Below are 13185 nucleotides of genomic sequence, written 5' to 3'. Positions count from 1 at the left end.
GGGGTGCGCGTCCGCACCCCGGGCCCCCGCCGGACCGCTGGTTCAGCGGCGCGCCGCCACCTCGGGGGACCGGCGCCTGCCGACCCTCTCCTTGACCAGGGCGACCGCGATCACGGCCGCCGCGACCAGCAGCGACAGCAGGACCGTCTCGCGTCCGTCGTGCTCGGTGTCGGTGAGCATGTAGCCCAGGACGAACACGATCAGCGCGGCCGTCGCCCAGGTCAGATACGGGTACAGCCACATCTTCACGACGAGCTTCTCCGGCGCCTCCGCCTGGATGATCTTCCGCATGCGCAGCTGCGAGAAGCAGATCACCAACCAGACGAACAGGGCCACCGCGCCACTGGAGTTGACGAGGAAGAGGAAGACGGAGTCGGGGAACCGGTAGTTGAAGAAGACGGCCACGAACCCGAACACGACGGACGCGAGGATCGCCGCCATCGGCACACCGCGGGAGTTGGTGCGCGCGAACACCTTCGGCGCGTCACCCCGCCGACCGAGCGAGAAGGCCATGCGGGAGGCCGTGTAGAGGCCGGAGTTGAGGCAGGACAGCACCGAGGTCAGCACGATGAAGTTCATGATCTGACCGGCGTGCGCGATGCCGAGGGAGTCGAGGGCGGCGACGTAGGAGCCCTTCTCCTTGATCGACGGGTCGTTCCACGGCAGCAGCGTGACGACGACCAGGATCGAGCCCAGGTAGAAGACGCCGATCCGCCAGATGATGCTGTTCGTCGACTTGGTGACGGCGCGCTGCGGGTCCTCGGACTCGCCGGCGGCCAGCGTGGCGATCTCGCTGCCCATGAAGGAGAAGACGACGAGCAGCACACCGGTCAGGATGGCGCCGGGGCCGTGCGGCAGGAAGCCGCCGTGGTCGGTGAGGTTGCCGAGCCCGGCCTTGTCGCTGTCGGCACCCGGCAGCACGCCGGCCACCGCGAGCGCGCCGACGACGATGAAGGCACCGATCGCCACGACCTTGATGCCGGCGAACCAGAACTCGAACTCGCCGTAGGAGCCCACGGAGACGAGGTTGGTGGCGGTCAGCACCACCATCACCAGGAGCGCCCACCCCCACTGCGGTACGGCGGGGATCCAGGACTCGAGGATCTTGGCGCCGGCGGTGGCCTCGACGGCCAGCACGACGACCCAGAAGAACCAGTACAGCCAGCCGATGGAGAAGCCGGCCCAGCGGCCGAGGGCCCGGTCGGCGTGTGCGGAGAAGGAGCCGGAGGTGGGGTTGGCCGCGGACATCTCGCCGAGCATGCGCATCACGAGGACGACGAGCGTGCCGACGAGCGCGTACGACAGGAGGATGCCGGGTCCGGCGGTGGCGATGCCGGAGCTGGACCCCACGAACAGACCGGCTCCGATGACACCGCCGATCGCGATCATCGACAGGTGACGGTTCTTGAGTCCCGCCTGGAGGCCGCCGTCGGGTTCGCCGGGGGCTCCTGGCGCGTGACCGGCCTGGGGGAGGGTCGGCTGCGTGGTCATGGACGGAATTCCTTTGCGCCGGGTGAGCTGTACTCCCGTACGAGCGGTGCACGGGTCGGTCCAGTGAATCGGAGGTAAATGAATTCGTGAACCTTTGAATCCAGATCGTTACTTGAGGTTTGCTTGAGGTTCCTTGGTGTTGCCGAGTAATGTCTGGGTCCGCCCCCGGAGCTGCTGCCCGGAAACAGACATGTCACACTCGGACCATGCGTGTGTATCTCGGTTCCGACCATGCCGGCCTCGAACTCAAGAACCACCTCGTGGAATGGCTCGAAGCGGCCGGCCATGACCCCGTGGACTGCGGTCCGCACATCTACGACGCCCAGGACGACTACCCGCCGTTCTGCCTCCGCGCCGCCGAGCGGACCGCCGCGGACCCGGACGCCCTCGGCATCGTGATCGGCGGCTCCGGCAACGGCGAGCAGATCGCGGCGAACAAGGTGAAGGGCGTGCGCGCGGCGCTGGCCTGGAGCGAGGAGACCGCCTCCCTCGGCCGGCAGCACAACAACGCCAACGTCGTCGCGGTGGGCGCGCGCATGCACACGCGGGAAGAGGCGACGAAGTTCGTCGAGACCTTCCTCGCCACCCCGTTCTCGGGCGACGAGCGCCACATCCGCCGTATCGACATGCTCTCGGCGTACGAGACGACGGGCGACCTGCCCCCGATCCCGGCCCACCACCCGCAGCGGTAACAGCACGAACAGGCCCGCCCGTCGGCGACCAGGACGGGCGGGGCGTTCGGCGGGAAAGGACAGAGCCAGGTGCCAGAGGGGCACACGATCCACCGGCTCGCGCAGGACTACTCGGCGCGCTTCGCCGGCCGGCCCACGCGGGTGACGAGCCCCCAGGGCAAGTTCACCGACGCGGCGGCCCTCCTGGACGGCCACGCGCTGAGCGCCGCCGACGCCCACGGCAAGCACCTGTTCCTGGGCTTCCGGGACGCCGACTGGATCCACATCCACCTCGGCCTCTTCGGCAAGGTCACCTTCGGCCCGGCCCCCGCGCCGCCGCCCACCGACACCGTCCGGCTGCGCCTGGCCGACACCGCGTCCTACGTCGACCTCCGCGGCCCCACCACCTGCGCCCTGATCACGGACGCCGAGAAGGACGCGATACACGCCCGCCTCGGCCCCGACCCGCTGCGCCCGGACGCCGACCCGGGAGCGGCCCACCGCAGGATCTCCCGCAGCCGTACGACGATCGCCGCCCTGCTGATGGACCAGAAGGTCATCGCGGGCGTGGGCAACGTCTACCGCGCCGAGGTCCTCTTCCGGCACGGCATCGACCCCTACCGCGCCGGCCGCGACCTCACGGCGGCCGAGTGGGAGGCGATCTGGGCCGACCTGGTCGATCTCATGCGCGAGGGGGTCCGCAACAACCGCATCGACACCGTCCGCCCGGAACACACCCCGGAGGCGATGGGCCGCCCGCCGCGCGTCGACGACCACGGCGGCGAGGTCTACGTCTACCGCAGGGCGAATGGGCCCTGCCACATCTGTGGGGGTGAGATCCGCACCGCCGATCTCGCCGCCCGCAACCTCTTCTGGTGCCCCACCTGCCAGCGGACCTGACCGGGCGCCGGCCCGGCCGCCGTCAGAAGCCGTGCGGCAGCCAGGGCGCCACCGCCGACCCGAACCCGAGGGCCGCCTCAGCCAACGCGCCCTGCCGCAGCTCCCGCACCAGTCCGGCGGCGCCCAGCGCGGCCAGACTCACCCCGCCGAGATAGGCCGCGCCCAACTCCCGCACGGACAGGGCGAGATCGGCGGCGTCCTCGGTGCGCTCGCAGGACGCCCCCTTCGCGTCCCCGGTCAGCCGCCAACGCCCCGCGTTCCAGGGGCAGAAGGCGTCCTCGACCTCCAACACGACGTCCACCGGCGCCTGATAGGTACGCGCCCGCAGCGCCGCCCCGACCTCCACCAGCCGCACGTACAGCGAGTCCCGCACCAGCAGCGAGCACCGCCGTATGTCGGACACCAAATGGTGCCAGGGCTCGTCCACCGGGCGCCGCCGGGTGTCGATCGCCGAGGTCAGGTCGATGTCGAACAGGAACCGCCACAGCGCCGCGTGCGCCGCCGGGTCCAGCGCCTCCACGTCCTGCGCGACCACCGTGCCCTTCGGTCCCGCGGGCTCCCAGTCCGCCTTGACCCGGAAGCGCGCGTACCCCACGACCTCGCCGTCCCGCTCGGCGACCACGCACTGCAGCGGCGAGGCCCCGTCCCGGCCGCTCTCCGGGTCCAGCACCCACAGCCGCTCCCAGCCCGGATTCCGCGCCACCATGCCCGGCCGCCCCGACACCAGCCGCGCGTACACCGCCTCGCACGCCTCCAGCGCGTCGGCGGGCGCCGCGTACCGCAGCCGTACGTCGTCGGTGCCGGGCGGCACGGTCAGCCGGACCCGGTCGGTGTCGATCCGCGCGTTGACGTGCCGCGTGGCCGCGCCGTACCCGAAGCGGCCGTAGATCGCGGGCTCGGAGGCCGTCAGCACCGCCAGCGGCTCGCCCCAGGACCGTACGTCGTCCAACTGCCGCCGCATCAGGGACCGCAGCACACCGCGCCGCCGGTGGGTGGCCGCCACGCTCACCATGGTCACGCCCGCCGCGGGCACCGGGGCGCCGCCGGGCACGGTCAGCCGGAAGCGGAACGCCCCCGCCGTACCCACGCACGCGTCGCCGTCCCAGACACCGAGGGACCGGTCGATCTCGGTCAGGTCGCGGAACACGGCCCGTTCCTCGGCCGCCTCCGGGACGCCGCCGAAGCCTCGGATCAGGCTGTCGTACCACTCGTCCCATTCGTCCCGCCGCAGTACCCGCATCTCAGTCCCCATGGACCATGCTTAGCAGGGCATTGCGGGACGAGCGAGCCAATTTCGCCTTGGGGGCGGCGCGACGGCATTCTGTGAAGTTCACTGTGAGTTGAGCCTCGGACGGGGGACAAGTGGGACCTCCCGTGCCAAGAACCTGGTCCGATGGATAGGGTCCCGAACTAATGGCAGCAGGACGAGAGCGGCGCGCGGAAGCCGACACGTTCACGGCCCGGTTGAAGATGCAATGGCACCGGGCTCGCGTCGGGCTGCGCAGAAGTGCCGTCGACTACTTCCGCGGGGACGGTTCGGACTGGGTCGCACTGGCCGGTCTGCTGATCACCGTGCCCGTGATCACGGCCACCACGCTCGCGAACTCGGTGTGGTGCTCCCCGGCCGCGCTCGTCCTGCCGATCGTCGCGGGCGGCCTGGTGCTGCGCCCCGCGAGCCTGCTCGGCCTGTACGCGGCCGCGGCCACGGCACTGATCGTGGAGTCGGTGCGACTGGGCCCGTACACCGAGGGGCCCTCGCGGGTCACCCCCGGCGTGGTGCTCGTCGTCGCCGCCTGCGGCTTCTTCGGCCTGCTCATCGCCCAGTTCCGCAGCCGGGTCGGCGTGCCCTGGCGGCGCGGCGGCACCATGCTGTTCGACCTGCGGGAACGCATCCGCGTCCAGAGCAAGCTGCCGCAGCTCCCGCACGGCTGGCACCGGGAGATGGCGCTGCGGCCGGCGGGCGGCCAGTCCTTCTCCGGCGACTTCGTCGTCGCCGCCCGGACCAACGGCGGGCGCACGATGGAGGTCGTGCTGACCGACGTGTCCGGCAAGGGCATGGACGCGGGCTCCCGCGCCCTGCTGCTGTCCGGCGCCTTCGGCGGCCTGCTGGGCTCCCTGCCGCCGCACGCCTTCCTACCGGCCGCGAACGGCTACCTGCTCCGCCAGGACTGGGACGAGGGCTTCGCGACCTCCATCCACCTCGTCCTCGACCTCGACTCCGGCGACTACGAGCTCTACTCCGCCGGCCATCCGCCGGGGCTCCAGCTCAGCGCGGGCAGCGGTCGCTGGGAGGAGAAGGCCGCCGACGGCCCGCTCCTCGGTGTGTACGACGGCGCCCAGTTCGACCCGGTGAAGGGCTCGCTCCGCCCGGGCGACGTGTTGATGCTGTTCACGGACGGACTGGTGGAGACGTCCGAGCGGGACATCGTCGAGGGCATCGACCGCCTCACCGGCGAGGCCGACCGCTATGTCGCCGGCGGCTTCCACGGCGCGGCCTGGCATCTGATCGAGGCGGTGGCCAAGGACGTCAACGACGACCGGGCGCTGCTGCTGATCTGCCGGGAGGGCCCCACGGCCCAGGCGGCGCCCCGCTGAGACGCGGGGCGCCCCGCCGATCCCCGCGGTGCCCCGCCGGGCCACACTGGCCGGGTGACGCACACCCCGCGGCTGACCCTGGCCGAAGTAGAGGCCACGGCCCGCGCCGCCCACCAGGGCCAGACCGACAAGGCCGGACGGCCGTACGCCGAACACCTCCGGGCCGTCGCGGGGGGCGTACGGGAGCGCGGCGGCGACGACGAGCAGATCGCGGCGGCCTGGCTGCACGACGCCGTCGAGGACCACGCGCTCACCGAGCGGTGGCTGGGCGAGGCCGCCCTGAGCCGCCGTACGAAGGACATCGTGCTGGCCCTCACCAAGCGGGCGGGGGAGCCGCCCGAGGCGTACGCCGGGCGCATCCGCGCGACACCGGGCGCTCTCCTGGTCAAGCAGGCCGACCTCGCGCACAACGCGGACCCGGCGCGCCTCGCCGTCCTCGACGAGCCCACCCGGAAACGACTGACCGAGAAGTACGCACGGATGCGCGCACTCCTCGGTCTGTGACGGACGACGCGTAGCGGGGCCCTGCCGTTCTCCGGGAGCCGGCGGCCGGAGAGCTCCTCGGCGACTCCTAGGCGTCGACCTTCGCGCGGTCCGTCCGCCGGTCGCCGGGGCCGGTGCCGCCGGGCCCCTGCTCCCGCCTCTCGCGTTCGCGGGCCAGTTCGGCGGGATCCGGCCGGAAGGCCCACGCCATCCTCGGCTCCATCGCGAACCGGAAGACCCGCTGCACGGGCCGGGTGCACAGCAGGGTGACCGCGGTCGCGGCGAGCGCCGTCACGGCGATCTCACCGAGCGGCCGGTGCAGCGAGGGGTGGTCGAACCAGCCCGCGAAGTCGGCGCCCTTGATGAGGAAGCCGTGCAGCAGATAGCCGTAGAGCGTGCCCGCGCCGAGCGCGGTGAACCACATGGTGCGGCCCGGCACCCAGGCGAAGAAGCAGGCGGTCAGCAGCAGCGAGCAGCCGAACATCGCCAGCGCCATGACCGGCCCGACCCACCAGGGCGCTCCCAACTCCTGTGCGGCGTCGCGGTGGTAGAACCAGGCCGTGTTCATGCGCGGCACCGCCCACCAGCCGACGGCCAGCGCGAGCGCGAACACCGGCACGGCCACGATCCGCATCGCGCGCCGGCGCACCAGCCGGAAGTGCTCGGGCTTCAGGCACAGGCCGAGCACGAAGTACGGCAGGAACTGCAGCACCCGCTGGAGGTCGAGGTCGTCGCCGATGTCCGGTGTGACCGTCGCCAGCATCGCCACGCCGAGCGCCAGCGGCAGCGGATACCGCACCAGTTTCCAGACGGGCACGGTCAGCCGCCAGACGAACAGCGCCACCAGGAACCAGGTCAGGTACCAGGGGTCGAGGAGGCTGATCTCCTGGTGCGGATCGTGGTCGGCGAAGCGTTTGAAGAGCGGGTAGGCGGTCTCGAAGACGACGTACGGCACGGCGACGCCGGTGATCAGGCGCTTCAGCCGGTCGGGACGCATGTCGAAGCTGCGCGAGAAGAAGCCGGAGATGATGATGAACGCCGGCATGTGGAAGCTGTAGACGACCGTGTACAGCCCTTCGAGGATCCGGCTGTCCCCCTTCAGGGGCTCCCAGGAGTGCCCCATGGCGACGAGCACGATCGCCAGGTACTTCGCGTTGTCGAAGAACGCGTCGCGCGCTCTGCCCGGTGTGCCCGCTGTGTCCGGTCTGTTCGGCCGGTCCTCCGCGCCCTGCCCGCCGCGCGGCGAGCGCGGACTCGGCACTCCGTCCGCCGGCGGACGCGCCGGGGGGAGCGGGCTTCGGGTGTGACCGTGCGGTCGCGGCGAGTTCGTCACAGACCCTCCCGACGGAAACCGGGGGAGAGGATCAGGGACCTCGCTGCGCGTTCGGGGGACGGGGCGGCGTGGAACATCTGAGGCACCCTAGCGTTCGCTGTGGGTTTCCGTAAAACCCTCGACGTCATTCCTGTTTATTCGCTGCGCATACCCCGGATTTACAGAAGTCGGCGCCGGTCGCGGGGTGATGGGTGCCACATTCGGGGATACCCGATCGGCTGAGCGCAGGCATACGTATTGTCATGATTCATCACGACCAAAGGGTGCATAAACTAACCATTCACCACAGTGTTCGACACCGCCTCGACGTGCCTGCACGGGCAATTCGAATTACCTGCGTACAGGGTGTGTGGACACGGAAACGATCCCGGTGAATTCTCTGTGCGGGCCCGCCCTCCAAATGGCGTACGACACCTGGTCGCGGAGTCCGGTGGGGAGGGTCCGAGGGTGCGGATCCGAACAGAGACGGTCAACGATGTGTCACGCGCCGCATAGGCGAGCCCTGTTGGTGGCACGATGGTTCTGGCGGGGGTGCACGGGGTTGCGTCCCCGGGCCGGGAGAGCGGACCGACCGAGGGTGTGATCAGTTGTGGCCATTTCACTGTCTGTGGTGCTGCTGTTGGCGATCATCCTGGTGGTGTTGCTCCGGGGAGGTTCCATCAAGGCGGGCCCCGCCGTGGTCGCCGTCCTGTTCGGCTTCTTCCTCGCCTCGACGGGCATGGCGGACGACATCCAGCGCTTCCTGGACTCGATAGCCGAGACCCTCAACTCGATCCAGTTCTAGCCCCGCGGCTCCCTTTCTCTCCGAAATAGGGACGAAAGCCGCGCACAGGTCTCATCGAGGTCCCCTCAAGGTCGCACGAAGAACTCCGGCCCGATCCTTGGGAGGACCGGGCCGGAGGTCTTTCGGAGGCTTACCTCACCGCTCTGCGACACCCGTCCTACTCCTCCGGTTCCCACGCGCGGAGCAGGTCGAACAAGCCTGCGTCTCCGTCGATCCGCAGGGAGTCCGCCGGGATACGGTCGTACAGGAAGAGGACCAGCTCACTGGCCGTGCCGCGGACGGAGACGCCGGCCTGGTTCGGGCCTTCCTCGGCAGCGGCGACAGGCGTCGTGCCGGGCGCGGGGATACGGGCGGAGCGTGCGCCGTCGCCGTCGACCGTGAGGCGCCAGGACCGGCCCTCACCGGCGTGGAAGTCGAAGGCAGTGGGCCTGTGCGGCCAGGCACTCGTCGTCGCGACGCAGGTGAACAGGAACTCCTCGACACCGTCGAGTGCCACCTCGTCCGGCAGCGGCTCCGGGGCACCCACGGTGACCTGGGCGTCGTAGGTGTGCACCGCCATCTGCTGGAGCTGGTGCCGGGCGACGGCGCCGCAGGTCCGCGGCGACTGGGACGCCCCCCACCACGTCCAGCAACCGCGATCCGGGCCGGCCTCCCGCAGCGCGTCCAGCAACTCCTGCGTCGACGCGGCCAACCAAGCGGTCACGGCCTCGCGCTCCCGAGGCGCAGCCGGGGCGCCCTCCGGGACGGACTTGGCCGGAGCAGGCCCTGCCGCGACGGTGGCGGCCCAGGCGCGGCGCCCCTCGCCGATGTGCTGCACCAGATCGAACAGCGTCCACTCGGGGCAGGTCGGCACCTGCACGTCGAGGCTGGGCGCGGAGGCTACCGCGGCGCGGAAGGCGGTCGACCGTTCGTCGATCAGTCGCAACAGAACGGGGAACGCGAGTGTCGTTGTCACGTGGACTCCCTATCACCGCGTTCCGGCAATCGGACAGCGATTTTCACAGCCGACGCGGCGAGCGCGCGGCACGGGCCGGGCGCCCTCAGGGACACGCCGGACTGAACACAGTCCCGGGAAACGATCAGGGCCAGGCGGAGGAATCATCCTCTGACCTGGCCCTGAGCCGTATGGAGCGGGCGACGGGAATCGAACCCGCGTAGCTAGTTTGGAAGACTAGGGCTCTACCATTGAGCTACGCCCGCACGGTACGCACCGCGGTCGGGTGATCGCGGCGGCACTGAACGCATCGTAGCGGGTCGCCCCCTCTGGTCGCACACCCCGTTTCCGCCGGACCGGTGCCCGGCGTGGGGCTCGCGCAATGCGGCGGTCCCGTCGCCCGGGGGCATGTACCCTACGTCTCGCACCAGACGGGGTGTGGCGCAGCTTGGTAGCGCGTCCGCTTTGGGAGCGGAAGGCCGTGGGTTCAAATCCCGCCACCCCGACCACACGACGACTCCCGGACAGGGAGCGGCCGTCTCCGGCCAGGGAGCGGCAGGTCCCGGCCAACTCCGGTCATCCGCGCTCCTCGCGGGTCACTCGCGCGGCCACCTCGGGTGATCGCCTTTGGGGCGTGTCCCCGCTGCCGTTACTATGCAAGCTGCACGCCCGTGTGAGTCATCCACTTGAAGTCCTCCGGGCTGCTAAGTCCGCCGGGCCGGTCTGGTCCCGGCAGAAACCCAGATGTCAGCCACAAGGAGACCGAACCGTGAAGAGCGCCGTGGAGACCCTGAACCCGACTCGGGTTCGGCTCACTGTCGAGGTGCCCTTCGAGGAGCTCAAGGACAGCCTCGACGCGGCGTACAAGAAGATCAACCAGCAGGTCACGGTGAAGGGCTTCCGGAAGGGCAAGATCCCGGCGCGCGTCATCGACCAGCGGTTCGGCCGCGGTGCGGTCCTGGAGGAGGCGGTCAACGACGCGCTTCCGAAGTTCTACACCGAGGCCGTCAACGGGGCCGAGCTCAACGTCCTGGGCCAGCCCGAGGTCGACATCACGGAGCTGAAGGACGGCGAGACGCTGAACTTCACCGCCGAGGTCGACATCCGTCCGGCCATCGAGATCCCGGACTACTCCGGCATCGAGGTCGAGGTCGACGCGGTCGAGGTCAGCGACGAGGACATCGAGAAGTCGGTCGAGCAGCTCCGTGAGCGCTTCGCCTCGACCTCCCCGGTCGAGCGCGCCGCCGCCGACGGCGACGTCGTCACCATCGACCTGGAGGCCAAGGTCGACGGCGAGGTCCTGGAGGACGGCATCGCCAGCGGTGTCTCGTACACCATCGGCTCCGGCGAGCTCCTCGAGGGCATCGACGAGGCCGTGAAGGGCCTGGAGGCCGGTGGCGAGACCACCTTCACCTCCGAGCTCAAGGGCGGCTCGGCGGCCGGCAAGGAGGCCGAGGTCACCGTCAAGGTCACCCAGGTCGCCTCCCGTGAACTGCCCGAGCTGGACGACGAGTTCGCGCAGCTCGCCTCCGAGTTCGACACCCTCGAGGAGCTCCGCGCGGACAGCCGCAAGCGCCTGGAGAACATGAAGCAGTACGACCAGGCCACGCAGGCCCAGGAGCGCGTCCTGGACAAGCTGCTGGAACTGGTCGAGGTCCCGGTCCCCGAGAAGCTGCTCGAGGAAGAGATCAACACCCGCAAGCACAACCTCGAGCACCACCAGCTCGGTCAGATGGGCCTCGACCTCCCCAAGTACCTGGAGATCCAGGGCAAGACGGAGGAGGAGTTCGAGACCGAGACGCGCGAGGCGGCGGTCAAGGGCATCAAGACGCAGTTCGTCCTGGACGAGCTCGTCAACAAGGAGAAGCTGAACGTCAACCAGGAGGAGCTCACCGAGCACCTCATGCGGCGCGCGGCCTCCTCCGGCATGTCCCCCGACCAGTTCGCCCAGGCGGTCGTCGAGGGCGGCCAGGTTCCGCTCCTGGTCGGCGAGGTCGCCCGCGGCAAGGCCCTGGCCGTCGTGGTCGAGTCCGCCACGGTCAAGGACACCAACGGCGAGGTCATCGACCTGGACGACGACGAGGACGAGACCGACGAGTCGGCCGCGGCCGCCTCCGAGGACGCCCCGGTCACCGAGGATGCCCCGGCCGACGCCGCCGAGGAGAAGACCGAGGGCTGAGCCCACGGCGCCCAGCAAGCCGTCAGGAGGGCCCCGGGAGCGTGTCACGCCCCCCGGGGCCCTCCCGTCGTAGGGCGAGGCGGCCCGACGCTCCGCGGGCGGCGCAGGACCCCGCGCGCTGCCCCGCGGCCGCCCGGCGGCACGGCCCGGTACGAACGGCCGTGCCCACCGGAGTGACATGCGCTGACAGCGAACAGTTACCTCTGCGGGATTCACCGGAGGGACCTGCGCGTTAGGGTCCATGAATACGAGGGCAGGGGAGTCCCCGAGCCCCCGGCAGTACACGTGAGACGGCCCGGCGCCGTCAGAAGACGAGCAGGTGGATACGTGACGAATCTGATGCCCTCCGCCGCCGGCGACCCCTCAATCGGTGGTGGCCTCGGCGACCAGGTCTACAACCGGCTGCTCAACGAGCGGATCATCTTCCTCGGCCAGGCGGTCGACGACGACATTGCCAACAAGATCACCGCGCAGTTGCTGCTCCTTGCCGCGGCCGACCCCGACAAGGACATCAACCTCTACATCAACAGCCCGGGCGGCTCGATCACGGCCGGCATGGCGATCTACGACACCATGCAGTTCATCAAGAACGACGTGGTGACCATCGCCATGGGCCTCGCCGCCTCGATGGGCCAGTTCCTGCTCAGCGCGGGTACGCCCGGCAAGCGCTTCGCGCTTCCGAACGCCGAGATCCTGATCCACCAGCCCTCCGCCGGCCTCGCCGGTTCCGCGTCGGACATCAAGATCCACGCCGAGCGGCTGCTGCACACCAAGAAGCGCATGGCGGAGCTCACCTCCCAGCACACCGGTCAGTCGTTCGAGCAGATCACGCGCGACTCCGACCGCGACCGCTGGTTCGACGCCGAAGAGGCCAAGGAATACGGCCTCATCGACCACGTCATCACGAGGGCCGTCAACATGCCGGGCGGCGGCGGCACCGGGGCCTGACCCCCGGCCCGGGGACCCGACGGCCCCCGAGCAGCCCCAGCCGACCGTTTCAGCCCCTAGGAGACAGACAGTGAACGACTTCCCCGGCAGCGGCCTGTACGACCGCTCACGCGCCGAGTACACGGGTCCCTCGGCGGAGTCCCGTTACGTCATCCCGCGCTTCGTCGAGCGCACCTCGCAGGGCGTGCGCGAGTACGACCCGTACGCGAAGCTCTTCGAGGAGCGCGTGATCTTCCTCGGCGTCCAGATCGACGACGCCTCCGCCAACGACGTCATGGCGCAGCTGCTGTGCCTGGAGTCGATGGACCCCGACCGGGACATCTCGGTCTACATCAACAGCCCCGGCGGCTCCTTCACGGCGCTGACCGCGATCTACGACACGATGCAGTTCGTCAAGCCGGACATCCAGACGGTCTGCATGGGCCAGGCGGCCTCCGCCGCCGCGATCCTGCTCGCGGCCGGTACGCCCGGCAAGCGGATGGCGCTGCCGAACGCCCGCGTGCTGATCCACCAGCCCTACAGCGAGACCGGCCGCGGTCAGGTCTCCGACCTGGAGATCGCCGCCAACGAGATCCTCCGGATGCGCGCGCAGCTCGAGGACATGCTGGCCGAGCACTCGACCACGCCGATCGAGAAGATCCGCGAGGACATCGAGCGCGACAAGATCCTCACGGCCGAGGAAGCCCTGTCGTACGGCCTGATCGACCAGATCATCTCCACCCGGAAGTTGAACAACGCCGCGGTGAAGTAACTCGGGAGCATGTATTGTCTGCCGCCCCTTGGCCGGGCTCGACACGCTGCACGTCGAAGTGAACCGCGCCAAGGGGGGCCCGAACGGGGGGCCCGGCAAGGTACCGTCGGACATAA

Annotated in this window: 12 protein-coding genes and 2 tRNA genes; 9 read left to right on the top strand and 5 right to left on the bottom strand. The window is 70.1% G+C overall.

Features of this window, described 5'->3' with window-relative positions; all coding sequences use genetic code 11:
- Positions 1-42 precede the first annotated feature (42 nt).
- Positions 43-1491 carry an amino acid permease gene (locus ABZT03_RS15845; protein WP_356039119.1) on the bottom strand — a complete coding sequence of 483 codons (1449 nt, stop codon included), beginning with the start codon at positions 1489-1491 and terminating at the stop codon, positions 43-45.
- 206 nt (positions 1492-1697) lie between these two features.
- Between ABZT03_RS15845 and ABZT03_RS15840 the strand changes: the two genes are divergently transcribed.
- Together ABZT03_RS15840 and ABZT03_RS15835 are read left to right on the top strand one after the other, a co-directional pair.
- Entirely contained in the window at positions 1698-2183 is a 486-nt protein-coding gene (locus ABZT03_RS15840) for a ribose-5-phosphate isomerase (protein ID WP_356039115.1), read from the top strand.
- A 69-nt stretch (positions 2184-2252) separates the two neighbouring features.
- Positions 2253-3062, top strand: a complete 810-nt coding sequence (locus ABZT03_RS15835; RefSeq protein ID WP_356039113.1) for a DNA-formamidopyrimidine glycosylase family protein — start codon at positions 2253-2255, stop codon at positions 3060-3062.
- A 22-nt stretch (positions 3063-3084) separates the two neighbouring features.
- Here ABZT03_RS15835 and ABZT03_RS15830 read toward each other — a convergent pair whose 3' ends face one another.
- Entirely contained in the window at positions 3085-4314 is a 1230-nt protein-coding gene (locus ABZT03_RS15830) for a GNAT family N-acetyltransferase (protein WP_356039110.1), read from the bottom strand.
- A gap of 161 nt (positions 4315-4475) precedes the next feature.
- On the opposite strand from ABZT03_RS15830, the gene ABZT03_RS15825 reads away from it, so the two are divergent.
- Both ABZT03_RS15825 and ABZT03_RS15820 read left to right on the top strand, forming a co-directional pair.
- Entirely contained in the window at positions 4476-5657 is a 1182-nt protein-coding gene (locus tag ABZT03_RS15825; protein WP_356039108.1) for a PP2C family protein-serine/threonine phosphatase, read from the top strand.
- A gap of 54 nt (positions 5658-5711) precedes the next feature.
- Complete coding sequence (locus tag ABZT03_RS15820; RefSeq protein WP_356039105.1) at positions 5712-6161, top strand: HD domain-containing protein; 450 nt, start codon at positions 5712-5714, stop codon at positions 6159-6161.
- 67 nt (positions 6162-6228) lie between these two features.
- Here the strand turns inward: ABZT03_RS15820 and ABZT03_RS15815 are convergent, their stop codons facing one another.
- On the bottom strand, positions 6229-7473 hold the full coding sequence (locus ABZT03_RS15815; protein WP_356039102.1) for an acyltransferase family protein: 1245 nt from the start codon (positions 7471-7473) through the stop codon (positions 6229-6231).
- A 589-nt stretch (positions 7474-8062) separates the two neighbouring features.
- On the opposite strand from ABZT03_RS15815, the gene ABZT03_RS15810 reads away from it, so the two are divergent.
- Positions 8063-8257 (top strand): hypothetical protein, encoded by a 195-nt coding sequence (locus ABZT03_RS15810; RefSeq protein WP_217169938.1) that lies wholly within the window; start codon positions 8063-8065, stop codon positions 8255-8257.
- A gap of 157 nt (positions 8258-8414) precedes the next feature.
- Here the strand turns inward: ABZT03_RS15810 and ABZT03_RS15805 are convergent, their stop codons facing one another.
- Together ABZT03_RS15805 and ABZT03_RS15800 are read right to left on the bottom strand one after the other, a co-directional pair.
- Positions 8415-9212, bottom strand: a complete 798-nt coding sequence (locus tag ABZT03_RS15805; protein ID WP_356039099.1) for a maleylpyruvate isomerase family mycothiol-dependent enzyme — start codon at positions 9210-9212, stop codon at positions 8415-8417.
- 171 nt (positions 9213-9383) lie between these two features.
- Positions 9384-9457, bottom strand: a tRNA-Gly gene (locus tag ABZT03_RS15800).
- Positions 9458-9623: 166 nt separating this feature from the next.
- Between ABZT03_RS15800 and ABZT03_RS15795 the strand changes: the two genes are divergently transcribed.
- The 4 genes from ABZT03_RS15795 (at position 9624) to ABZT03_RS15780 (ending at position 13069) form a co-directional block, all read left to right on the top strand.
- Positions 9624-9700: transfer RNA gene (locus ABZT03_RS15795), tRNA-Pro, on the top strand.
- A 260-nt stretch (positions 9701-9960) separates the two neighbouring features.
- The gene (tig, locus tag ABZT03_RS15790; RefSeq protein ID WP_356039095.1) at positions 9961-11370 is read left to right on the top strand and encodes a trigger factor; all 1410 of its coding nucleotides are present in this window, start codon (positions 9961-9963) and stop codon (positions 11368-11370) included.
- 327 nt (positions 11371-11697) lie between these two features.
- Entirely contained in the window at positions 11698-12318 is a 621-nt protein-coding gene (locus tag ABZT03_RS15785; protein ID WP_356039092.1) for an ATP-dependent Clp protease proteolytic subunit, read from the top strand.
- 70 nt (positions 12319-12388) lie between these two features.
- A complete protein-coding gene (locus tag ABZT03_RS15780) occupies positions 12389-13069 on the top strand; it encodes an ATP-dependent Clp protease proteolytic subunit (protein ID WP_356039089.1) in 681 nt (226 codons plus the stop codon).
- Positions 13070-13185 lie beyond the last annotated feature (116 nt).

Origin of the sequence: Streptomyces sp. NPDC005574, assembly GCF_040605435.1 — a bacterium.
Classification (GTDB): Bacteria; Actinomycetota; Actinomycetes; order Streptomycetales; family Streptomycetaceae; genus Streptomyces.
Note: the sequence above shows the minus strand (reverse complement) of the source record. Positions and strands in the feature narration are given on the sequence as shown.